We start from the raw sequence: 22572 nt of genomic DNA, 5'->3' as shown, positions 1-22572 counted from the left end.
GGGCCCCCGCCGCTCGGTCGATGTCCGGAGCGGATCTGGCCCGCCAGGCCTTGGCGCGGGCCAAGGCCGAGGCGCGTGAACGAGGGGCGGTGCCCAAGGGTGCGCCTCGGGCGCGCGGGCGTGGCCGGTTTCGGTCACGGAACGAACCCCAACTGTTCGGTGACGCGGTCCGCACGTGGCTGATCGAGCACGGGTGGCAGGAACAGGTGGCGATCGGTGGGGTGTTCGGTCGCTGGGCCGACATCGTGGGTGATTTCAATGCCGCCCACCTCCGTCCGGAAAGTTATTCGGAAGGTGAGCTGGTGGTCGTCGCCGATTCACCGACGATGGCCGCGCACGCACGCGCGATGGTGCGTGATCTGATGCGCCGATTGAACGAAGAGCTGGGCGACGGCACCATCGTCACCATCAAGGTGAAGGGCCCTGGATTCCGCCGCCGCTGACCCTGTGACCATGGGGTTTGGTGTGCCTCGAGTCGAAGGAAGGGGGTTCCTCGACGCGGATGTCCTCACTTCGGCCCCGGTGTCCAGGTCCGGTGAAGGAGGAGGTCGGCGCGTGCAAGGGCACTGAACGGCGCCGGGACTTGCGCGAGGGGTCGCCCGCGTGTAGGGGCTCATGTCCCGCCCTGATCGTTCGTTCTGGTGCGGCACAGCGCCGCCAATGCCACTTTGTCGCACCGCGCGGGGTATCATGGAGCTGGTTCTTCAGACGCCTGTAGCCGGTACCACGCCCCATACGGAGGGTGGGCGGACGGCCCATGCGGCGAACGGTGATCCCCCAGGTGCCGCGGTATGCCGCCCCTTCGATCACCATGCCGTGGGTTGCCCGTCGTCCGCTCGGCCATGGCCGACAGGTGTCCCCAGCAGGAGGGTGTTCCCACTTGGCCTACGACGCAGGATCAATCACGGTTCTCGAGGGGCTTGAGGCAGTACGCAAGCGCCCGGGTATGTACATCGGCTCCACCGGAGAGCGCGGTCTGCATCACCTGGTCTCCGAGGTGGTCGACAACTCGGTCGATGAGGCGTTGGCAGGATACGCCGACGCGATCGAGGTGACCCTGCTCGCCGACGGCGGGATCAGGGTCGCCGACAATGGTCGCGGTATTCCCATCGACCTTCACCCTGTGGAGAAGCGTCCGGCCGTGGAGGTCGTCCTCACCACGCTGCACGCGGGCGGCAAGTTCGACGGCAAGTCCTACGCGGTCTCCGGAGGTCTGCACGGTGTCGGTGTCTCCGTCGTCAACGCGCTGTCCACGGCGCTGGAGGTGGAGATCCGCAAGGACGGACACGTCTGGCGCCAGCGCTACGAGATGACCGCTCCCACCGGTGCCCTCGACAAGGGTGAGGCCACCGACCAGACCGGTACCCAGATCACCTTCTGGGCCGATGGAACCATCTTCGAGACCACCACGTACTCCTTCGAGACGCTCTCCCGACGACTCCAGGAGATGGCCTTCCTCAACAAGGGGCTCGCCATCACCATCCGGGATGAGCGCCCCGAGTACACCGACGACGGCCCGGTGGTGCAGACCTACCACTATGAAGAGGGTCTCGCCGATTTCGTCGGCTACATCAACAGCAAGAAGGAGCCGGCGCACGCGTCGATCGTCTCCTTCGAGGAAGAGGGCGAAGGCATCGCGGTCGAGGTCGCCATGCAATGGAACCAGTCGTACACCTCGTCGGTGCACACCTTCGCCAACACCATCAACACGACGGAGGGCGGCACCCACGAGGAAGGCTTCCGCTCGGCGCTGACCACCCTGGTCAACCGGTACGCCCGTGACCAGAAGCTGCTCCGGGAGAAGGAGGACAACCTCACCGGTGACGACATCCGGGAGGGTCTGACCGCGATCATCTCGGTCAAGCTCGCCGACCCGCAGTTCGAGGGCCAGACCAAGACCAAGCTCGGCAACACCGAAGCCAAGTCCTTCGTACAGAAGGTCACCAACGAGCACCTGCGCGACTGGTTCGAGCGTAACCCCGGCGAGGCCAAGGACATCGTGTCCAAGGCCAGCCAGGCGGCCCGCGCCCGTGTGGCCGCTCGTCAGGCGCGCGACCTCACCCGTCGCAAGACCCTTTTGGAGACCACCTCCCTGCCGGGCAAGTTGTCGGACTGCCAGTCCACCAATCCGGAGGAGTGCGAGCTCTACATCGTCGAGGGTGACTCGGCCGGTGGTTCCGCCAAGGGTGGTCGTAACCCGCACAACCAGGCCATCCTGCCCATTCGAGGCAAGATCCTGAACGTGGAGAAGTCCCGAATCGACCGGATCCTCAAGAACAACGAGGTCCAGGCGATCATCACCGCCCTGGGCACCGGTATCCACGAGGACTTCGACGCGGAGAAGCTCCGCTACCACAAGATCGTCCTCATGGCCGACGCCGACGTCGACGGTCAGCACATTCGCACCCTGCTGCTCACCCTGCTGTTCCGCTTCATGAAACCGTTGGTCGAGGCAGGGAACGTCTACCTGGCCGCACCGCCGCTGTACAAGATCAAGTGGGACCAGAAGGGCAGCGACGCGAGCTACGCCTTCTCCGACGCCGAACGCGACCGCATCATCGAAGAGGGCATCGCCGCCGGCAAGAGGGACCCGCGCCCGCGCGACATGGTGCAGCGCTTCAAGGGTCTGGGTGAGATGAACGCCAACGAGTTGTGGGACACCACGATGGACCCCGACCGACGCGTCCTGCTTCAGGTCGCCCTGGAGGACGCGGCCCAGGCCGACGAGATGTTCAGCGTGCTCATGGGTGAGGACGTCGAGTCCCGGCGCTCCTTCATCCAGCGCAACGCCAAGGACGTCCGTTTCCTGGACATCTAGGTCCTTCGCCGTTCCACTCGCCCAAGCCAGTCTTAGAAGGGATCGACATCCGTGACGGATGCGAACAACCCCGACGCCCCTGAGGGCGGCGACTCCCCGGTGGAGTCCCTGCCGCGTGTGACGGACCGGATCGAGCCCGTCGACATCCAGGTCGAGATGCAGCGTAGCTACCTCGACTACGCGATGTCCGTCATCGTCGGCCGCGCCCTCCCCGACGTCCGGGACGGCCTCAAACCGGTCCACCAGCGCGTTCTCTACGCCATGTACGACGGCGGATACCGTCCCGACCGTGGGTACTTCAAGTGTGCCCGCGTGGTCGGTGACGTGATGGGTAACTACCACCCGCACGGTGACAGCGCCATCTACGACACCCTGGTCCGCCTGGCCCAGTGGTGGTCGATGCGGATGCCGCTGGTCGACCCGAACGGTAACTTCGGCTCACCGGGAAACGACCCGGCCGCCGCCATGCGCTACACCGAGTGCAAGCTCGCACCGTTGGCCATGGAGATGCTCCGGGACATCGACAAGGAGACCGTCGACTTCCGGCCCAACTACGATGGTCGCTCCTCGGAGCCCGTCGTCCTCCCCGCCCGTTTCCCGAACCTGTTGGTCAACGGTTCCTCGGGTATCGCGGTGGGCATGGCGACCAACATCCCGCCGCACAACCTGCGCGAGGTGGCCGAGGGCGTCAACTGGTACCTGGACCATCCCGAGGTCGACGACGAGCGGCTGCTCGACGAGTTGATGGCCCGGATCAAGGGCCCCGACTTCCCGACCCGCGGCCTCATCGTGGGCAAGCGCGGTATCGAGGAGGCGTACCGCACCGGGCGCGGCTCGATCACCATGCGTGCCGTGGTCGAGGTCGAGGAGGACAACCGCGGTCGCCAGATCCTGGTCATCACCGAGTTGCCCTACCAGGTCAACCCGGACAACCTCGCGCTGAAGATCGCCGACCTGGTCAAGGACGGCAAGATCACCGGCATCGCCGACGTGCGTGACGAGAGCAGTGGTCGCACCGGCCAGCGACTGGTCATCGTGCTCAAGCGCGACGCCGTGGCCAAGGTCGTGCTGAACAACCTCTACAAGCACACCCAGTTGCAGGAGACCTTCGGCGCCAACATGCTGGCCCTGGTCGAAGGGGTACCGCGTACCCTGCGCCTGGACCAGATGATCCGACACTGGGTCAAGCACCAGGTCGAGGTCATCGTCCGCCGGACGAAGTACCTCCTGCGCAAGGCCGAGGAACGGGCGCACATCCTGCGCGCGCTGCTTCGGGCGATGGACCGTATCGACGAGGTCATCGACCTCATCCGGGCCAGCGCTTCGGCGGACGAAGCGCGAACCGGCCTGATGGGGCTGCTGGAGATCGACGACATCCAGGCCCGCGCCATCTTGGACATGCAGCTGCGCAAGCTCGCCGCGCTGGAGCGCAACCAGCTCACCGCCGAGTACGACGAGCTCATGGCCCTCATCGCCGACTACAACGACATCCTCGCCTCGGACGCGCGCCAGCGCTCCATCATTCGGGAAGAGCTCGGCGAGATCGTCGAGAAGTACGGTGACGAGCGTCGTACGCACATCGTCCCGTTCGAGGGTGACATGCGCATGGAGGACTTCATCGCCGAGGAGGACGTGGTCGTCACGATCTCCCGCGGTGGTTACGCCAAGCGCACCCGTATCGACAACTACCGGGCGCAAAAGCGTGGCGGTAAGGGTGTGCGCGGCGCCCAGCTCAAGCAGGACGACATCGTCCAGCACTTCTTCGTCACCACCACGCACCACTGGATCCTGTGCTTCACCAACCAGGGTCGGGTGTACCGGACCAAGGCTTACGAGCTGCCTGAGGCGGCCCGTGACGCACGCGGCCAGCACGTGGCGAACCTGTTGCCCTTCCAACCGGGTGAGGAGATCGCGCAGATCATGGCGCTGCGCGACTACGAGGCGGCCCCCTATCTGGTGCTGGCCACCCGTGAGGGTCTGGTCAAGAAGTCGCGTCTGGAGGACTTCGACTCGGCGCGCGCGGCGGGCATCATCGCGATCAACCTGCGCGAGGGCGACGAACTCATCGCCGCCCGGCTGGTCTTTCCAGAGGACGACCTCTTGCTGATCTCCAGCGACGCCCAGGCGATCCGCTTCTCCGCCTCAGACGAATCGCTGCGTCCGATGGGCCGCGCCACCAGTGGTGTGATCGGTATGCGCTTCCTGGAGGGCGACTACCTGCTCTCCATGGACGTGATCCGACCCGGTGACGGTTCGACCGACGTCCTGGTCGCCACCGAGAACGGTTACGCCAAGCGGACGCCCTCGGAGCAGTACCCGACGCAGAACCGTGGTGGCAAGGGTGTGTTGACGGCCAAGGTCGTGGAGGCCCGCGGCAAGCTGGTCGGCGCCTTGATGGTGGACCCGGAGGTCGACGAGATCTTCGCGATCACCTCCGCCGGTGGGGTCATCCGCACCGGTGCCGCCGAGGTCAAGCAGTCGGGCCGTACCACCATGGGTGTCCGGTTGATGAACCTCGACAAGGGCAACAAGATCGTCGCGGTGGCCGCCAACGCCGAAGCCGCCGAGGAAGCCGAGGCCGAAGAGGTCGCCGATGCCGTCGAGGCCCGGGCCGACACGGGTGAGCAGAGGATCGCGGGTGAAGACCAGCCCGAGGTCTAGACTGCGCGTTAAGCGCAGTACGTCCCGTGGGGTTCGTTTCGGCGGCCCCACGGGATCCACGGATCGACCCGTCTCAACGAAAGTCCAGCGGTAACGTCTCTATGTCTGAGAAACAGTCGAACACCAGCAGCAATGATTCCGACGCGGAGGGTGTCGCGGGAGACTCGGCCGTGGAGACGGTGGATCCGTTCACCGCGGACTCCTCCGAGTCGGCGGGCGAACAGGAAACGGGGGGCACCGCCGTGACGAACGAACCCAAGCCCGAACCGGAGGGCCCCACCGCCGTCAAAGCGACCCTGGCCAGTCGCAAGGCGCACCTGACCGTCTCCCGCGTGGAACCGTGGTCGGTCATGAAGTTCAGCTTCGTGATCTCGCTGGTGTGCTTCATCATCCTGTTCGTCGCCGTCGTGGTGATCTACGCGACCCTGTCGATGCTGGGTGTGTTCGACGAACTCACCAACATGCTCAACGCCCTCCTGGAGGGTGACGGCGGGGACGACGAGCTGGGACTGAACCCGGCCGCGTGGTTCTCCCCCGGTCGTGTGCTGGGTTACACGGGTGTGATCGGCGCGCTCAACGTCGTGCTGCTCACCGCCCTGTCCACAGTGGGCGCGATGTTGTACAACCTGGTCGCGGACCTGGTCGGCGGGGTCGACGTCACCCTTTCCGAGGCCGAGTAGGCTTCTCGAAAAGCGTTGGGCCCGGTCCTCTTGGTGGAACCGGGCCCGACGGCCTTCCCGGACCGTTCCGAGCACTGCTTGGAAGCGGCTAAAATGGGAGGTGAGCAGGGGCGCGGTTCATCCGGCCCCCTCTCTCGCGTCGAGCGGGTTCCGGTTCGCCCCGGTCCTCCGGATGCGGTAGAGTTCCTGGCGGAACGAGGGCGTATAGCTCAGTCGGTTAGAGCGCATCCCTGATAAGGATGAGGTCCGTGGTTCAAGTCCACGTACGCCCACCCAGATTGCACGGATCAGAGCCTTGCTTATCCACTCGGAGAGCAGGGCTCTTTCTGTTGTGGACTTCCTCTGACCGTGGGACTCCACGGCATCCCCTGCCCGAGCCCGTGCTCCCCTGGCACTGAGCGGTATCGACAGGACGCCGAGTCGACAACAGATCGAATCGCCACGTCGATTCGACTCCGGTCGAGGTTTCTCCCGGATGAGGACCTCACCGGCGACGAACCTTCCTGAGCCGGTTCTGCCGCCGTGGCGGACCAAGCGCCGCGGGGAGTGTGCGTGACCCGAGGCCACCGCCGTCCCCTCGTATCGGGAAGGTCTATTGCGGATGAGCGAACCCATGCCCTGGCGAGGTGAACCAGACGGATTCGACCCTCCGGAGGGTCGAATCCGCCAACTCCGCCGACGTACTCGAACGTTTTCTGGACAAGGGCCTCGTGATCACGGGCGCCATCAAGGTCGACCTGCCCGACATCGAGCTTTCGACGGTCGAGCCGCGCTTGCGCGTCGCCTCGGTGGACAAGGCCGAGGAGATGGGTATCGACTGGTGGGGAGAACGACCCGTCCTGTCCTCCAAGGCGGCACGACGTGAGGGCGACGGGTCGGCCGAGGGGAATCGACGCCTACACCAGCGCATCGAAGTACTGGAGCGGGTCCCACCGGCCCGAGGTGAACGCCGTCGAGGGGGAGGCCCTAGGGAGGAGGGGCCGCGGTCGAGACGGAGGTCGTCGTCCAGGAACAGGAGGACAGAGCATGGATCGGTCCGAGAACGCGAGCTATGTCTACGCGGTGTGTCGCCCCTTCGACACCGCGCCGATCGATGGCCTGATCGGGGTCGGTGGTCATCCCGTGCACTTCGTGGTGGAGGGCGACCTGGCCGCCGCGGTCAGCACCGTCCCCTTGGATGAGTTCGATGAGGGGGCTCTCCACGCCAAACTGGAGGATCTGCGTTGGCTGGAGGAGGTGGCCCGGGCCCATCACGGCGTCGTGGACGAAGTGGCACTGCAGGTCGTGACCGTGCCGCTGAGGCTGGCCACCGTCTACCGGGGGGACCAACGGGTGCGCCAGGTTCTACGCGAACACGGGGAGACCTTCGACGCGACCCTGACAGAACTCCTGGGTCGGGTCGAGCTCGGGCTGAAGGTCTACGCCGAGGCGATTCCCCGAGCCGCCCCGCCTGCTCCGGACACTTCCACCGATGAGAGCCCGGGCAAGGCCTATTTGCGCAGGCGCAGGGAACAACGTGAACGCCGTGACGACACCTGGAACAAGGCCGCCCGTCTGTGCGACCGAGCCGACGAGGTGGTGAGCGGACTGGCCAGGGCACGTGTGCGGCATCGGATACAGAACGCGGCCTTGTCCACAGCGTCCGGGGAGAACGTCATGAACAACGCCTACCTGGTGGATCAGGGCCTGGTGTCGGACTTCTTCGCGGCGGCGGAAGAACTGAACGCGCAAGCTCCAAAAGGCACCAGGGTCGAGGTCTCGGGGCCTTGGGCGCCCTACTCCTTCGCCACCGTGAACACCACGGAGGCGGGCACGTGAGCCGGGTGGACGGGTCCCGCGCAGAGCCGGACGGCCTGCCCGCACTCGCTGTTCCCTCTGGCCGGGCCCTACGAGGGGTGGATCAGGGGACCTCATGGCGGGCGGGGAAGAACGCGTCGGCATGATCTGGAGGAACGGCGGAACGAGCCACGGGAACGCTACAAAGCACTCCGTGGTCGACCTCGGCCTGGAGCCGAGGTCGTTGGGGTCCGTCGTTCAAGAACCCGGAAGAGAATCCTCGAAAACCGGCGACTCGGTGCTGGGTGCCCTCAGATCCAACCCGCTTCACGTGCCAGTTCGGCCGCCTCGTAACGGGTCTTGACGTCGAGCTTGTCCAGGATTCCCGATAGATAGTTACGTACGGTGCCACTGGCCAGGTGCAACCTGGCCGCGATGTCCTTCGTGGTGTTGCTCTGGTCGACCTCGGCCAGGATGCTCAGTTCCCGCTCGCTCAGCGGACAACTCGGTTCCGCCAATGCGTCGGCGGCCAGATAGGGGTCGACGTACCGGTCCCCTGCGGCGACGCGTCTGAGCACGTTGGCCAGGCTCTGAGCGGACGTGCTCTTGGCGATGAACCCGGTCGCGCCCTTCTTGAGCGCCCGCCGCAGCGTCCCCGGATTGGCGTGGCGGGTAAGGATGACGCAGCGCACGTTCGGACGGTGTTCGCGCAACCTGCTCAGGAGCACGAGCCCACCGTCGGGCATCTCGATGTCCAACATGACGATGTCCGGGCGTAGTTCCAACGCCGCCTTGAACGCGTCGCTCCCGTTGTCCGCTTGTCCGATCACCGAGATGTCGGGTTCCAGTTCGAGTAGAGCCGCGATGGCCTCACGGGTCATGGCCTCGTCTTCGGCGAGCAGTACGCGAATCAACTCTTCCTCCCCTGGAACGTGCGTGGACGAGGCCCCGCCGTACGGCAAGAGTCATTATCCCCGGAGTTCCGACTCACGCGCCAAGGGGCCGAAGAGCCGATCAAGTGCGCTTGAAGGGAATGGTGAGATCCTGGGCGGTATCCACCATGTCCTGGCCTTAGAGGCAGGACCTGGCTACGGTGTTGTCGGAGCCAGGAGCCAGGAGCCAGGAGCCAGGAGCCAGGAGCCAGGAGCCAGGATTCGTCGTACACCGATAAGAGTTGTTCGGAAGTGCGGCGGGCCGGCGGGTACGGCCTGCTACCGTTCCCCGACGAGGGGGATCCCTTCGACCTCCTGCCTTCTTCCCTATGTCGCCATCGTTTGTACGATCGGTCCGCACGTCGACACCACCCTCCAGGGAGCGGGCCCATGAGCGATCGTCAACGGGCAGCCGAGGCCGTCACCCCGGATGGTGTGGTCCTTCGTCACGTGCGCAGGAACCAGTACCTGACCATGGTTTTCGTGGTGGTCATTCCGGTGGCCGGCCTGGCCGCGGCCTTTCCCGGCACGCTTCGGGCCCTGATCCTGATCTCGCTCGTCGTCCTGTTCTGCTTGCTACGCGCCCTGTCGGCCGGGTGGCTGCCCGGTGCCCGCCCCTCGCTGTCGTGGCGACGGATCATCACTTGGACGTTGGTGCTCGTATCGATGGCGTCCACGGTGTTCGCGGTGGCGTGGACCACCATTCCGTGGGTGTGGTTGCTCATGCCCGCAACGGCGGCGGCTGAAGTGATCACCCTGCACCGGAATCGATTCGGTCCCTACTACGCGCTCTTGGTCGGTATGGCCGCCGCGTCCTGTGTGTATTTGGTGAGGGCACAGGAGGCCGGAGCCGACAGTGGTCAACAGGCCCTTCTCGCCTTCTTCGTGGTCATGTTCATCGGCTACTGGGAGGCGACCGGACCCATGCTGTGGCATCGCACGGTCAGTGCGGAGCGTGCGACCTTGCGATTGGCGATCACCGAGGAACGGTTGCGCATGTCCGAGGACCTGCACGACCTTCTGGGCCGGGCCTTGGAGGTCGTCGCGTTCAAGGGAGAACTCGCGGCACGATTGGTGGACCGGGACCCGGGACGTGCACGCGCGGAAATGGAGGAGATCCAAGAGGTCGCCCGGGGCGCGGTGCACGACGTGCGAGCACTGGTCCGCGAGCACCGGGACACCCATTTTCCCGAGGAAGTGCGCGCGGCCGAGCGACTGTTGCGCTCGGCCTCCGCGCACTGTGTCATCGAAGGTGACTTCGAGGACGTCGACGAGGAGTTGAGCGGTGTTTTGGCGAGTGTGGTCCGTGAGTCGGTGACCAACATGTTGCGGCACGCGACTCCGAAGCACTGCTTCCTTCGGTGGACACGTGCGGACGATCACCTGGAGCTCCTGATACGCAACGATGGTGTGTCCCGATCGGACACCTCCTCCACACGTCCCGACAAGGGCAACGGCATCGTGGGGATGCGCCGCCGTCTTGCCGAACACGGAGGTGAACTGACCGCCGGAGAACATGACGGCACGTTCACTCTCGTCGCCCGGATGCCGGTACCGGCACGAGTGACGAAGCATCGGCGATGATGAGTGCCGTCATCGATGAATGCGCCGCCAGGGCCGCGCGATCCTATGATCCTGCGAGACATGGCACGACCTTCGCTCAGCGGGTGGAGGACGCCTGGTCGGATCGGTTGACGGCGACGATCGCGATCACACGACCGACGGAGTAGATCAGGATGGCGGCCATGCCGAGGAGTTGGACCATCGGACGGTCGGCGACTAACAGGTAGATGATCGCCCCGACCACGCCGAGGGTGATGATCTGGACGAGGATCTCTTGGCCGAGGCTGGGACTGAGCTTGAGGCCGGAGAGGGCGTAAAGGAAGTTCACCGGAGTCTCCTTGCGGATCGAATGGGCTCGTCGGGGCAGGGCGGGTCAGGAACGGGGCTCCCAACGCCAGGTGCGCGTCGTTACGAAGATCGCGAGTGTCGTCCAGCCCACGAGAAGGACGATGTCGGCGACCGCCGGCGATACCGGTACGGGAAGCGTCTGGAGACCCGCGCCGGCGCCTCCCCATCCCTTGGCGATCAGGTCCGCCGCGGGCACCAACGGAACGAGGATCGCGAGCCAGGCGATGATCTCGACCGGATAGTCGAGCAGTCGGGCACCGATGACGGCGAGGATGAGCAACGGCATCATGGTGAACATGACGCGCTCGTGGTTTCTGGTCACGGACACGATGAAGGTGCCGAGGATCGGTGCCAGAAGCAGCCCCAGAAAGACACCGAGCAACACCAACGGCAGGTTGTCGGGCGCCGGGGCGCCGGCCACTAGGAAGACGGCCAGCATCAACAGCATCTGGACCAGGCCGAGCGCCGCGACCGCGAGCAGACTGGCGGCGATCAGCTCCGCACCGTCCAACTCCGTGGTCCGCAGTCGCTTGTAGACCAGGGTGTCCCGGCGCGATGAGAGCTGGGTCGCGGTACTCATGTACGGAGTCATCATCAACGCGTACATGAAGTACACGCCGAGGGTGGCTCCCCACTGCTCCATGGTCTCGGGCCGTTGGCCCAGATAGGAAAGCCCGACCAACATCATCGGCAGGAACAGCGCGACCGCTAGCACGACCTTGCGGCGCCCCAGCATCCGCAGTTCGGCGAAGGTGAGCGCCGGCATGAGCGAGTAACGCCCACGTAAGTCGACTCGTGGCCGATTCGGTGTGGTCGTGCGCGTGGTGTTTCTCGTCATGGCGCGGTCACATCCTTTTTGACACGGCTCTCGACGTCGGCGTTCCGCCGCCGGTCGAGGGAGAGTCGTTCGTCTTCCACGCGGATGGCGTGGAAGAGGTTCTCCAGGGTGGCCGCCTGGGCGTGCAGGTCGGTCAAGGTGACCTGTTGGTGCTCCGCCCAGTTCAGGAGGAGGGTCAGGTCGGCCTGGAGGGCCGAGGTCTCGATCCGTAGTAAGTGTCCGGAGCTCTCGGGGAGACGTTTCAGGGTCCGGTTCCCGGATACGGCGGGCAGCCGGTGTACCACCTCGTCGGGGACACGAGCGGTGATGGAGGCCGGGTAGGAGGCCAGGACCTCACGTTTGGTCCCGGCCACGGCGACCCGGCCCTGGTGCATGATGGCCAGGTCGTCGGCCAGGGTCTCGGCTTCTTCGAGGTAGTGGGTGGTCAAGATGATGGTGGAACCGTTCGAGCGCAGCTCCTCGACCAGGGACCACAGGCCCCGCCGGGACTCCGGGTCCAAACCCGTGGTGGGTTCGTCGAGTACCACCAGTTCCGGGGACCCCCACACCGCCAGCGCGATGTCCAAGCGTCGTTTCTCCCCGCCCGAGAGCTTGTCCAAGCGGACTTCGGCGCGGTGGGAGAGGTCGACGCGTTCCAGGGCGGACTCCACGTCGTCGATCCGCCCCGAGATGGAACTCCAGAGCCGGGTCATCTCGCGGACGGTCATCTCCGTGAGGAACCCGGCCTCTTGGAGCATGAACCCGGTGCGACGGCGCAGGGCACGTCGATCACGGAAGGGATCCAGCCCTAGGACACGGATGTGCCCTTCATCCGGCCTTCGGTAGCCCTGGATCAGCTCCAGTGAGGTGGTCTTACCGGCGCCGTTGGTGCCCAGTAGTGCGAACACCTTGCCCCGGCCGGCACGCAGCGAGACGTCCTTGACCGCCTGGTAGGGGCCGTAGGAGTAGCAAAGCCCGTCGACTTCGACCGCGGGCCCGGTGAGCGGTGGTGTAGACATGTCTCCACTGTCACGGTGGAGGCCTCACACACATAAGTAACGGGGTGTCATGGAAACCGGGTGACAGCCGTGCGCAGATGTCACACCGCGTCGAGAGACTCGCGCACAGCGGTGATGATCCGTCCGTGATCGCCGTCGCTGCGGGAAGGGCGTCGGAGCAGGAGAGAGTATCTTTTCGGCCGCTGGCCCCGTCACCGGGAGCGACCTTCGCGTGCGACCCGAGCGGGCCCCACCCTTCGGTGGGCCGGGCGGGGAGAGCGCACCGGGATGCGGCTCCTCATGACGGTCCGGCTCGGCCAAGAGGTCTTCGCGTTCGTTCCGGTACTCGTCCAGGTATCCCCAGTCGTGGATGACCATGTGGCCTCGAATCTGGTCGGGGGGCGGGAGGAGGCCCGATCGTACTACCGCGAGAGCGGTAGGGACGGACGCGGGTGGTGAGATCTCCACGAGGGTGATCGTCTCGCCATGTGGACCCATCGCCTCCTCTTTTTGTCGATTCCATCGTCGTGACCGTCTGGTCGCCGACTGTTCGAACTCCCTGCACAGGCGAGGATTTCTCACCGACCGTTCGGTCAGGACATGTGCCTTCAACTGCGAAATCATGAAACCGAACTAGAAAGTGTGGTCCCTCACATGGCATGGTGTCCTAGGGCTCGGACACAAGCGCCCATATCCCCTTGCGTCGTGACGCGTACGGGCGCGGTGTGTCCGGCGGCCCATCGGCACCCCGGCTCAGGCCGGCAGAGAAATACGGAGCAGTGATGGCGACTTCCGACGCCGTGACCCCCCGACCCGAGTCCCTCGACCAGAGGGAGAGGCGTAAGGTCCTCGCGGGGACGATGGTCGGCACCACCATCGAGTGGTACGACTTCTTCATCTACGCCCAGGCGGCGGGATTGGTGCTCGCGCCGCTCTTCCTCGCCCCGCTTTCCGAGAGCAGCCCGGCGGTGGCCCAGGTCCTCTCCTTCGCCACCATCGGCATCTCGTTCCTCTTCCGCCCCTTGGGGGCGATCGTCGCCGGGCACCTCGGCGACCGCTTCGGCCGTAAGAGGATCCTGGTCGCCACCCTCGTTCTGATGGGGTTGGCGACCTGTGCCATCGGTCTGCTGCCCACCTACGCGCAGATCGGTATGGCCGCACCCATCCTGTTGATCCTGATGCGCATTCTGCAAGGGTTCTCCGCGGGTGGCGAGTGGGGCGGCGCCGCCCTGATGTCCGTGGAGCACGCGCCGGTGAACAAGCGCGGCTACTTCGGCGCCTACCCGCAGATCGGTGTGCCCTGTGGCATGATCCTGGCGACCTTCGTCGTCTGGCTGCTCAACGCGACCATCGGCCCCGAGGCCTTCCTCGAGTGGGGTTGGCGTATCCCGTTCCTGCTGTCCTTCGTGCTGATCATCATCGGTCACCTCATCCGCAAGACGGTCGAGGAGTCCCCGGTCTTCAAACACATGCAGGAGCGTCGCGCCAAGGCCTCCGCTCCGTTGGGTCGCCTGTTCCGTAACAACACCCGCGAGGTCGTCCTCTCCGCGCTGATCTTCGTGGCCAACAACGCCGCCGGTTACCTGGTCATCGCCTTCCTGGCGACCTACGCCTCGCGTCCGGTCGAGGAGTTCGGTCTGGGCATGGATCGGGGCCCGGTACTGCTGGCGACGACCCTGGCCTCCTTCGGCTGGCTGATCTCCACGCTGTACGGCGGTTGGATCAGTGACAAGATCGGTCGAGTGCGGACCTTCCAGATCGGCTACGTCCTGCTGGCCGCCTGGGCGGTGCCGATGTGGTTCATGGTCGACACCGCGAACATCTACATGTACTTCCTGGGTGTCTTCGTCTTCACGCTGACCTTCGGTCTGAGCTACGGGCCCCAGTCGGCCCTGTACGCGGAGATGTTCCCGGCGGAGATCCGTTACTCGGGTGTATCGATCGGTTATGCCCTCGGTGCGATCCTGGGCGGTGCCTTCGCCGCGATGATCGCCGAGCTGCTGCTGACCAACTTCGGGGCCTCGTGGACGATCGGCGCCTACATCGTCGGGCTGTCCGCGATCTCCTTCGCCGCCGTCTCGGTGGTGAAGGTCAAGGAGGGCACCGACCTGCGCGCCGGTGAGGTCACCTCCACCGAGTAGGCCTCCCCTGTGACCCGCGTGGCGGGGCGACGAGTCGTTCCCACGATCCGTCGCCCCGCTTCCTTGCCCACACGTCGATACTCGCGGGGCGCGTGTCGAAGGGTCGATCAGATGGCTCGGCGGTCGAAGATCAGCCGACGATATCGCGGACGTGATCGATGACCTCGCCGTTCCACATCATGGAGATGTGCTCGACGCACCCGGTCCGGATGTTGTTCGCACCGGGTAGCGACGTGCTGTCCACCGGGGAGATGACGAGGTCACAGGGGGAGCGCAGGGTCGTATAACCGACCGGACCGGGTGTGGGGTCGCCGCTGTTGAGGTCGTTGAGGAAGGCGGACCCGTGCCGCATCTCCGCGCAGGGGGTGATCAGCGAGATGCACAGGTTGGCGATGTCGGTCCCGTTGTTGGGTCCGCCGATGGAGACCCACTGATCGACGGTCTCGGTACCACCGAGGTTCTTGATGTAGTAGCGCGAGGAAAGGCCACCCATGGAGTGGGTGACCAAGTGGACCCGCTCGACGCCATGCCGTTCTCGTACGCCTTGAACGTGGTCGGCGAGTTGACCCGCGATGGTGGTGTTGGAACGGAGCCAGTCATAGGAGAAGACGTGTAGTCGGTCCTCGGGGTGCCCCGCGTCGATCAGGGCCGCGCGCATGTCGTTCCACTGACCGCCCTTGCCCATGAATCCGTGGACGAAGACGACGGGGGTGGAGGAGTCGGCGGAGGCGGGGGTGGCGTGCAGGAGCGTGGTCAGCGCGAGCGTGAACCCGCACAGGAGGGAGATCAGGCGTCTCATGAGAGCTCCACTGGTGGGGGAATGGGGGAGCTCGATTGTGTGCCGACCCTCACACGAAGCGCATCGGCTGAATCGCCGGTCTCTTTACTCTGGCTTAACTCGCGGGTAACTTAGTGGTGTGATCAGTGTGTCCCCGCTCACACGCGTCACCCCTCTGTACGGGCGTGACCCCGCACTCTCCCCCATGCGCCGGTTGCTCGCAGCCGCACGCTCGGGATCCGGCGGTGGCCTTCTCGTGACGGGTGCCCCGGGTGCGGGCAAATCCGCCGTGTTGGACCGGGTGCGTGAGGAGGCCCATGGCCTCGCCACCCTCCAGGCCCGTGCCGCTCCGGGTGAACGGGACCTGGCCATGGCCGGACTGCACCAACTGCTGAACCCGGCTCTGCCCTACCTGAACCGGTTGACCCCACCGCGACGCGAAGCACTCACCAGTGCCCTGGAAACCGGTGCCCCCGGCGGAGTCCTGCCCCTGGCCAACGCGGTCCTGGCGTTGCTCACCGCCGTCGCCGAACGGGGCCCGCTCCTGGTGTGCGTGGATGACCTGCACCTGATGGACGAACCCTCACAGAAGATCTTGGCCTTTGTCGCCCGACGCTTTCCCACCAAGGGCGCCGCCCTCTTGCTCAGCACCTGCGAAAGGGCGACGGATCGACTCACCGGGGTCCCCACGCTGCCTTTGAGTCCTTTGGGCCACACGGACGTGCTCCGAGTCCTCACCGAAGCCGCCGACGTGGCCCCTTCGGTGGCGGCGGAGATCGCCGCCGCCACCGAAGGGGTCCCCGGAGCCGCCTTGGAAGCCCTCGCGGCCACCACACCCGAACAGCGAGCCGGAGCCATCGCCCTCGAACGTCCCCTGCGTACTCGAGGAGCCCTCACGGAGAGGTTCGTCCGCGAGATCGCGTCCCTGCCCACCCGAGTTCGTCTCGCCTTGCTCCGGCTCTGCGTCGAACCCCGACACCGGCCGGTCCAGGACCTCGAACCCGCCCACCTGGCCGGTCTGGTCACCGAGGATGGTGGCCGACCACGTCCCTCCCACCCCCTCGTGCGCTCCGCCTGCTACCACGGTGCCTCGGACACGGAACGACGCACCGCCCACGCCGAAGCCGCCCGAGCCGCCTGGTTGGCCGGTGGTACCGAGCGGGCCCGGCAGGTCCTGGAGCGAGTCGACCTCGCCCCCGAGCAGGTCGAACTCCTGAACGCCGAGATGGATCTGCGCTCCGGGGTGGCCATCGATGCCTTCCAACGCTTGGGCGCCACCGCCGACCGATTGGTCGAACACGACCCCGAGGCCGCCCTGAAAGTACTGTTCCAGGCAGGGGAGGCCGGCTGTCTGTCCGGTGACCACGCACGCTTCTTCGCCACCGCCGAACGGGCCCGTGTGCTGTCCTGCGCTGCACGAATCGATCTGGAATCGCCCCGAAACCGCCTGATCTTGGACTACATGACCGGCAAGGCCGCGCTCTTCCAAGGGCGTCACCGGGAGGGGATGATCGCCCTGAAACGTGTCCAGGAAGCCGCTTGCGTGGTCGGTGATCCCCAGGCCCTCGTCCTGGGCGGAATCGCCGGGTTGCTCCGTGGCGACCAAGTGGGCACCCGCGCGTTGGCGGGTCGGGCGGCCACGATGGCCCGCCGGACCGGCACGCTCACCCTGGTGCCCCAGGCCCTGGAGTTCCTCACCTACGCCGAATTGTGGTTCGGACGCTTGTCCTTGGCCGAAGGGAGCGCCACCGAAGGGTTGCGCTTGGCGGTGGAGACCGGGCAGCACAACTGTGCCAGCCACCATCGTGCCGCGCTGGCCTTGGTGGCCGCCGTTCGGGGTGAGGAGAACGTATGCCGTGAACACGCTGGGACCGCCCTGTCCCAGGCCCGCGAGCACGATGTGGGCTTGCCCGCGGGGTTGGCCGTCTGGGCGTTGGCCCAACTCGACCTGGGTGCCGAGCGTATCGCCGAGGCCGCGATGCGTCTGCGGGTGCTGGCGCGTTCCGGTCCGGGAAGCGGGCACGTCGCGGTGCGGCTGCTCATCACCCCGCACCTGGTGGAGGCCTCGGTGCGCGGCCGGGTGCCGGTCCGTGTGCTCCCGGCGGTGGAGACCTTCGCCGGATGGGCCGAGGAGACCGGCAACGACACCGCCCAGGCCTTGGCACTTCGCTGTCGTGGTCTGTTGGCACGGGGGCGGGAGGCCGAAGGGTACTTCGAGCGTGCGTTGGAATCGCATGCGTCGGGCTACTGCGACTTGGAGGAGGCCCGTACCCGGTTGCTCTACGGTGGGCACCTGCGCCGTTCCCGCCACCCCGGGCGAGCGCGTGAACACCTGTACGCCGCTTTGGAGGCATTCCAACGTCTGGGCGCCAAACCTTGGGCCCGTCAGGCGGCGAAGGAGCTGCGGGCGGCTCGAGGAAGCGTCGCGGTCCGAGAACCGGGGGGCGAGGGGTCGCTCAGCCCTCAACAACTGCGTATCGCCCAGCACGTGGCGGACGGGGCGACCAACCGCGAGGTGGCCGCGCGCCTATGTCTGAGTACCCGTACGGTCGACCACCACCTGCGCAACATCTACAGCAAGTTGGGAATTCGCTCCCGAGTGGAGCTGTCCCGGCTCGTCGGCCGCTGATCCGCCCCACCGGCCGGCACCCGACCACGTGGCTTCGGCCGGGGCGCGGTGGGTCGTGGGCGACCTCGACACGGCCCTGGGGCCGGTTCTCCCCCGGTTCGGGGCGAGGGCCAGGTCGTCGCGCCCCCTTCCTCCATGAGCCGCGAGCGCGGCCCCGCCTGTCGTAGTCGGACAAAACGCGCGGTCTGCGAAGAGTCAAAGGGCCTCACGTGGGGTAGCCGTGTCGCCACAGGCTCCTGGTAAGGCCGAGGGGCGGAACGAGTAGCGAGAGCACACGGGAGGCGCATCATGGCTGAAGGCATCACGGATCCGCGGCAAGGCGGCCTGGCGGGTAACCCGCTCCGTCTGGCCGCGCTGATCGTCGGCGTCGTCTTCCTGCTGGTGGGCGCGATGGGCTTCATCCCGGGCCTGACCACCAACATGGACCAGATGCAGTTCGCCGGCCATCACTCTCAGACCTATCTCCTCGGGATCTTCCAGGTCTCGATCCTGCACAACCTGGTCCACTTGGTGTTCGGTGTGGCGGGGGTCGCGATGTCGCGCACCGCAGGGGCGGCCAGGGTCTTCCTCCTCGGCGGAGGCGTGGTCTACCTCGTGCTGTGGCTGTACGGGCTGTTGATCGACCTGGAGAGCGCTGCGAACTTCGTGCCGCTCAACGACGCCGTCAACTGGCTGCACTTCTTCCTGGGCGTGGGCATGGTCGTCCTCGGCCTGGTCTGCGCACGCTTCACCACGACGGAGCGCTGACACACGCGTTGCGGCCCCGGTTCCCCACGGGCGGGGACCGGGGCCGCTGCTTCGCGTGGTGAGGGCAGCCTCAGCGCTCGACCACGTGGCGCTGGTTGGGGACGCAGTGGGTCATGGTCAGGCCCGTCACGTCCCGGGGGCCGTTCTCTCCCAGCTTGTTCAGGCGCGCGTGGTCCTCGTCGGTGAGGTCCTGGCTCTGGAGCGGTTTCAGGTGGGCCACGTCACCGGGCGTGATCCCCAACCCTTCCCCGACCCGAAGGCCCAGTTCGTCCTCGACCAGGAGGAAGTGCCAGACCATCCGTTCCTGGATGGCGCGGTCGCACTGGGAGAGCAGGTTCGTGAAGTTGAGGACCAGGTCATCGCGTTCCCATTCCTCCATGAGCCGGAAACGCTGCCCCGCCTGCTTGTAGTCGTTGGTGCGGCTGATGCGCTTGCGGGTGAGACGCCCCCTGATCTCCGGACCCTGCTCGTCATGGGTGGGGAACTGACCCTCCCGTAGCCCGCCGGTGATGGAGGGCTCATAGTTGACGTGCGGGTTCTCGCCGCTCGAATCCTGGTGGTAGGCCATCAGGCCGTCGCGCTGGTTGGTGCGCACGTCGGCGTTCTTGGCCTGGTTGACCGGCAGCTGGAGGTAGTTGGGTCCTACCCGGTACCGCTGCGTGTCGCTGTAGGAGAAGGTGCGGCCGACCAGCATCTTGTCGTCGGAGAAGTCCAGACCGTCGACGAGCACACCGGTGCCGAAGGAGATCTGCTCGTTCTCGGCGAAGTTGTCCGAGACGTTGCGGTCGAGCACGATGCGACCCACCGGCTTGGGCGGGAAGTCCTGCTCGGGCCAGGTCTTGGTGTCGTCCAAGGGATCGAAGTCGAGCTCGGGGTGCTCGTCGTCGCTCATCATCTGCACGAGAAGCTCCCATTCGGGGTAGTCACCCCGGTCGATGGCCTCGTGCAGGTCCTTGGTCGCGTGCCCGGTCTCGTGCGCTTGGACGTTCGCGGCGTCGGCCTCGGTCATGCTGCGCACACCCTGCTTGGGCATCCACGTGTACTTGACCAGGACGGTTTCGCCCGCCTCGTTCACCCACTTGTAGGTGTTGACCCCGAACCCCTGCTGGTGCCGGTAGTTCGCCGGGATGCCGCGCGGGCTGAAGAGGTTGATGATCATGTGCATGGACTCGGGTGATTGGGACATGAAGTCGAAGATCCGGTTCGGCTCCTGTCGGAAGGTGACCGGATCCGGCTTCAGCGCGTGGATCACGTCCGGGAACTTGATGGCGTCGCGGATGAAGAAGATCGCGAGGTTGTTGCCGACCAGGTCCCAGTTACCGTCCTCGGTGTAGAACTTGATGGCGAAACCCCGAGGGTCTCGCGCGCACTCGGAGGAGTCGCGGCCCCCGATGACCGTGGAGAATCGTAGGGCGATGTCGGTGCGCTTGCCCGCGCCTTGGAAGAGCTTGGCGCGCGTGTAGCGTTCGATCGGCTCATCGCCCCACTTGCCGTAGGACTCGAAGTACCCGAAGGCGGTCACTCCGCGAGCGTGCACCACCCGCTCCGGGATGCGCTCACGGTCGAAGTGGCTGATCTTCTCCAGGAACTGGTAGTTCTCCAGGGTGGCGGGCCCCCGTTCGCCCACCGTGCGCTGGTTCTGGTTGTCGTAGACAGGGTGGCCCTGGCGGTTGGTGAGTACCTCGCGCTCGTCCCCGGAAGCGGGCCCCTGGCTGGATACGTCGGTCATGTGCGTCCCCCCGTGTCGGTCGCATTCCCTGACCCCCTGCCCAGGATGGGGCCGAGTGATTCTCGGGTGGCCGAACTATTGCCAAAGTGGAGGCAGGTGGGGAGGAACGTCCCTGCGTTTCACGTGAAACATCCGGGTGGGTCGAGTTCGCGGTGCGGGGTCAGGCGTCGCGGACCTGGCCCTGGCGCTCGATGACCGGGGGCAGAACCGGCCAGGGGAAGTCGATCCAGCGGTCGGTGTGCTTCCACACGTACTCGCACTCGATCAATGACCGTGGCTTCTCGTGGATGACCGCGCTGCGCACTTCGGCGACGTGTTGGGAGCAGAAGTCGTGCACGAGCTTGAGGGTCTTGCCGATGTCGGCGACGTCCTCGGCGGTCGTCTGGGCCATCTCGCGCATCACGGTGCCGAAGAGCTCATGGCTCAGGTTCTCGCGCTCGTCGCTCACGGCCTGGTCCCTCTGGTGGCTCTCACGATGTTCGATGCGCGTGGGACCTCGCGGGTCGAGCCGCCCACCGTACCGTTACACGCCAACGACGCCCCTGCGCCCGATCGATGGCGTGGTGACTTCGACGGAGATCGTTTCGTGGGCGGGGGTCACCCGGAGGGCCTACCCACGAGGCGAGGCATGAGGTGGGGGTCACTCGACCCTGGGGCTTGTGCCACATGTCCATGTGGAGCCGTGTCCTGGGTCACATGTATAGACGATTTGCCATCAGGAACGCCGAATATTGCGACATCTTCTTGATTATGTCCGGTTTGTGGCGAACAGATGGCTGGAAACAGCACCATGTCTGCATACAGATCTTGTGCGAAACAGGAGGTCGCAGCATGGCTGAACACCAGGGCCTACTCCCCTCCGAGCAGCCACTTCGGCTACTCGACGNCCCCCCCCCCGACCAGCCACTTCGGCTACTCGACGAGACCGGTAGCCCGGTCGACGGCTCCGATCTTTCGATGCCGGACAACCAGCGCCTCTTGGAGGCGTACACCTCCCTGGTGATCGGCCGAAGGGTCAACGACCAGGCCGGCGCCCTCGTTCGCCAGGGCCGCCTGGCCGTCTATCCCTCCTCGCACGGTCAGGAGGCCTGCCAGACCGGTGCCGCCCTCGCGCTCGCCGAAGGCGACTGGCTCTTCCCCACCTATCGGGACACCGCCGCCGTCATCGCGCGCGGCGTCGACGCCGTCGAGGTCCTGACCCTCCTCAAGGGCGACTGGCACGCGGGTTACGACCCCTACGCACACAACGTCGCCCCTCAGGCCACGCCCCTGGCCACCCAGCTCCTGCACGCCGTCGGTGTCGCCCACGCCGCACGCCTGCGCGGTGAGGACACCGTCGTCATGGCGCTGTGCGGCGACGGGGCCACCAGCGAAGGCGACTTCCACGAGGCGCTGAACTTCGCCGCCGTCTTCAAGGCCCCGGTCGTGTTCTTCGTGCAGAACAACGAGTACGCCATCTCCGTGCCCTTGGCCAAACAGAGCGCCGCGCCCTCCCTGGCCCACAAGGGTGTCGGTTATGGCGTCAATGGTGAGCGGGTGGACGGCAACGACGTCGCCGCGGTCCTGGCCGTCCTGGAACGAGCCGTGGAGGCCGCCCGTTCCGGTGAGGGGCCTCGGCTGGTCGAGGCGCACACCTACCGGATGCAGGCCCACACCAACGCCGACGACGACACCCGTTACCGCGACAGCGGCGAGGTGGACCCGTGGGTGGAGCGCGACCCCCTGCTGCGGATGGAGAAGTACCTCAAGCGCAAGCGCGTGCTCACCAAGGCCCGTCAGGCCGAGATCGTCGAGGCCGCCGAGGCCGTCGCCACGCACATGCGCGAGGGCATCGCACGGAACACCGACCCAGAACCCGCCGAACTGTTCGCGCACGTGTTCGCCGAACCCACCCCGCAACTGAACGAGCAGGCCGCCTTCCTGGCCGACGAACTGAGCAGAGAGGGCAACTGACG

17 protein-coding genes, 1 tRNA gene and 1 pseudogene are annotated in these 22572 nt (G+C 66.1%); 12 read left to right on the top strand and 7 right to left on the bottom strand.

Going from position 1 to position 22572, the window contains the following annotated elements:
- Positions 1-20: 20 nt before the first annotated feature.
- The 7 genes and pseudogenes from D472_RS0108295 (at position 21) to D472_RS0108270 (ending at position 7977) form a co-directional block, all read left to right on the top strand.
- Entirely contained in the window at positions 21-443 is a 423-nt protein-coding gene (locus D472_RS0108295; protein WP_017604022.1) for a DUF721 domain-containing protein, read from the top strand.
- A gap of 437 nt (positions 444-880) precedes the next feature.
- Complete coding sequence (gene gyrB, locus D472_RS0108290; protein ID WP_083903411.1) at positions 881-2818, top strand: DNA topoisomerase (ATP-hydrolyzing) subunit B; 1938 nt, start codon at positions 881-883, stop codon at positions 2816-2818.
- A gap of 51 nt (positions 2819-2869) precedes the next feature.
- Positions 2870-5479, top strand: coding sequence for a DNA gyrase subunit A (gyrA, locus tag D472_RS0108285; protein WP_017604020.1), 2610 nt, complete (start codon positions 2870-2872; stop codon positions 5477-5479).
- A gap of 101 nt (positions 5480-5580) precedes the next feature.
- The gene (locus D472_RS0108280; protein WP_017604019.1) at positions 5581-6159 is read left to right on the top strand and encodes a DUF3566 domain-containing protein; all 579 of its coding nucleotides are present in this window, start codon (positions 5581-5583) and stop codon (positions 6157-6159) included.
- A gap of 198 nt (positions 6160-6357) precedes the next feature.
- Positions 6358-6431: transfer RNA gene (locus D472_RS0108275), tRNA-Ile, on the top strand.
- Between the two features lie 354 nt (positions 6432-6785).
- Positions 6786-6893 (top strand): annotated as a pseudogene (gene gvpJ / locus D472_RS29485) (gas vesicle protein GvpJ); the annotation flags it as partial.
- A 292-nt stretch (positions 6894-7185) separates the two neighbouring features.
- Positions 7186-7977: a GvpL/GvpF family gas vesicle protein gene (locus D472_RS0108270; RefSeq protein WP_017604018.1), complete on the top strand. Its 792-nt coding sequence runs from the start codon at positions 7186-7188 to the stop codon at positions 7975-7977.
- A gap of 269 nt (positions 7978-8246) precedes the next feature.
- On the opposite strand, the gene D472_RS0108265 is transcribed toward D472_RS0108270, so the two are convergent.
- On the bottom strand, positions 8247-8849 hold the full coding sequence (locus tag D472_RS0108265; protein ID WP_017604017.1) for a response regulator transcription factor: 603 nt from the start codon (positions 8847-8849) through the stop codon (positions 8247-8249).
- A gap of 408 nt (positions 8850-9257) precedes the next feature.
- Between D472_RS0108265 and D472_RS27105 the strand changes: the two genes are divergently transcribed.
- On the top strand, positions 9258-10451 hold the full coding sequence (locus D472_RS27105) for a sensor histidine kinase (protein WP_017604016.1): 1194 nt from the start codon (positions 9258-9260) through the stop codon (positions 10449-10451).
- Positions 10452-10527: 76 nt separating this feature from the next.
- Here the strand turns inward: D472_RS27105 and D472_RS0108255 are convergent, their stop codons facing one another.
- From D472_RS0108255 to D472_RS0108245, 3 genes are read right to left on the bottom strand one after another with little or no spacing between them, the layout of a single operon-like run.
- Positions 10528-10758, bottom strand: a complete 231-nt coding sequence (locus tag D472_RS0108255; protein WP_017604015.1) for a hypothetical protein — start codon at positions 10756-10758, stop codon at positions 10528-10530.
- Between the two features lie 45 nt (positions 10759-10803).
- On the bottom strand, positions 10804-11616 hold the full coding sequence (locus tag D472_RS0108250; RefSeq protein WP_083903410.1) for an ABC transporter permease: 813 nt from the start codon (positions 11614-11616) through the stop codon (positions 10804-10806).
- A complete protein-coding gene (locus D472_RS0108245) occupies positions 11613-12614 on the bottom strand; it encodes an ABC transporter ATP-binding protein (protein ID WP_017604013.1) in 1002 nt (333 codons plus the stop codon). The genes D472_RS0108250 and D472_RS0108245 overlap by 4 nt, the downstream gene beginning before the upstream one ends.
- Positions 12615-13375: 761 nt before the next feature.
- Here D472_RS0108245 and D472_RS0108235 point away from each other — a divergent pair.
- A complete protein-coding gene (locus D472_RS0108235) occupies positions 13376-14734 on the top strand; it encodes an MFS transporter (RefSeq protein ID WP_017604011.1) in 1359 nt (452 codons plus the stop codon).
- Between the two features lie 130 nt (positions 14735-14864).
- On the opposite strand, the gene D472_RS0108230 is transcribed toward D472_RS0108235, so the two are convergent.
- Positions 14865-15533, bottom strand: a complete 669-nt coding sequence (locus D472_RS0108230) for an esterase/lipase family protein (RefSeq protein WP_017604010.1) — start codon at positions 15531-15533, stop codon at positions 14865-14867.
- A gap of 118 nt (positions 15534-15651) precedes the next feature.
- Here D472_RS0108230 and D472_RS0108225 point away from each other — a divergent pair, with 118 nt between their 5' ends.
- Entirely contained in the window at positions 15652-18141 is a 2490-nt protein-coding gene (locus D472_RS0108225; RefSeq protein ID WP_017604009.1) for a helix-turn-helix transcriptional regulator, read from the top strand.
- A 288-nt stretch (positions 18142-18429) separates the two neighbouring features.
- Positions 18430-18888: a DUF4383 domain-containing protein gene (locus tag D472_RS0108220; RefSeq protein ID WP_017604008.1), complete on the top strand. Its 459-nt coding sequence runs from the start codon at positions 18430-18432 to the stop codon at positions 18886-18888.
- A gap of 70 nt (positions 18889-18958) precedes the next feature.
- Here D472_RS0108220 and D472_RS0108215 read toward each other — a convergent pair whose 3' ends face one another.
- Together D472_RS0108215 and D472_RS0108210 are read right to left on the bottom strand one after the other, a co-directional pair.
- A complete protein-coding gene (locus D472_RS0108215) occupies positions 18959-20617 on the bottom strand; it encodes a catalase (RefSeq protein ID WP_017604007.1) in 1659 nt (552 codons plus the stop codon).
- Positions 20618-20777: 160 nt separating this feature from the next.
- A complete protein-coding gene (locus D472_RS0108210) occupies positions 20778-21065 on the bottom strand; it encodes a phosphoribosyltransferase (protein WP_017604006.1) in 288 nt (95 codons plus the stop codon).
- 383 nt (positions 21066-21448) lie between these two features.
- Between D472_RS0108210 and pdhA the strand changes: the two genes are divergently transcribed.
- Positions 21449-22570, top strand: coding sequence for a pyruvate dehydrogenase (acetyl-transferring) E1 component subunit alpha (gene pdhA / locus D472_RS0108205; protein WP_017604005.1), 1122 nt, complete (start codon positions 21449-21451; stop codon positions 22568-22570).
- Positions 22571-22572: the final 2 nt, after the last annotated feature.

Origin of the sequence: Nocardiopsis alkaliphila YIM 80379 (assembly GCF_000341005.1) — a bacterium.
GTDB classification, from domain to species: domain Bacteria; phylum Actinomycetota; class Actinomycetes; order Streptosporangiales; family Streptosporangiaceae; genus Nocardiopsis; species Nocardiopsis alkaliphila.
The sequence above is the reverse complement of the archived record's forward strand: the minus strand, read 5'-3'. Positions and strand labels throughout refer to the sequence as shown.

What these genes read in the sequence shown, in the direction of transcription:
- D472_RS0108295 (WP_017604022.1), top strand. Translation starts at nt 21, where the DNA reads ATGTCCGGAGCGGATCTGGCCCGCCAGGCCTTGGCGCGGGCCAAGGCC.
- D472_RS0108280 (WP_017604019.1), top strand. Translation starts at nt 5,581, where the DNA reads ATGTCTGAGAAACAGTCGAACACCAGCAGCAATGATTCCGACGCGGAG.
- D472_RS0108270 (WP_017604018.1), top strand. Translation starts at nt 7,186, where the DNA reads ATGGATCGGTCCGAGAACGCGAGCTATGTCTACGCGGTGTGTCGCCCC.
- D472_RS27105 (WP_017604016.1), top strand. Translation starts at nt 9,258, where the DNA reads ATGAGCGATCGTCAACGGGCAGCCGAGGCCGTCACCCCGGATGGTGTG.
- D472_RS0108250 (WP_083903410.1), bottom strand. Translation starts at nt 11,616, where the DNA reads ATGACGAGAAACACCACGCGCACGACCACACCGAATCGGCCACGAGTC.
- D472_RS0108245 (WP_017604013.1), bottom strand. Translation starts at nt 12,614, where the DNA reads ATGTCTACACCACCGCTCACCGGGCCCGCGGTCGAAGTCGACGGGCTT.
- D472_RS0108235 (WP_017604011.1), top strand. Translation starts at nt 13,376, where the DNA reads ATGGCGACTTCCGACGCCGTGACCCCCCGACCCGAGTCCCTCGACCAG.
- D472_RS0108230 (WP_017604010.1), bottom strand. Translation starts at nt 15,533, where the DNA reads ATGAGACGCCTGATCTCCCTCCTGTGCGGGTTCACGCTCGCGCTGACC.
- D472_RS0108220 (WP_017604008.1), top strand. Translation starts at nt 18,430, where the DNA reads ATGGCTGAAGGCATCACGGATCCGCGGCAAGGCGGCCTGGCGGGTAAC.
- D472_RS0108215 (WP_017604007.1), bottom strand. Translation starts at nt 20,617, where the DNA reads ATGACCGACGTATCCAGCCAGGGGCCCGCTTCCGGGGACGAGCGCGAG.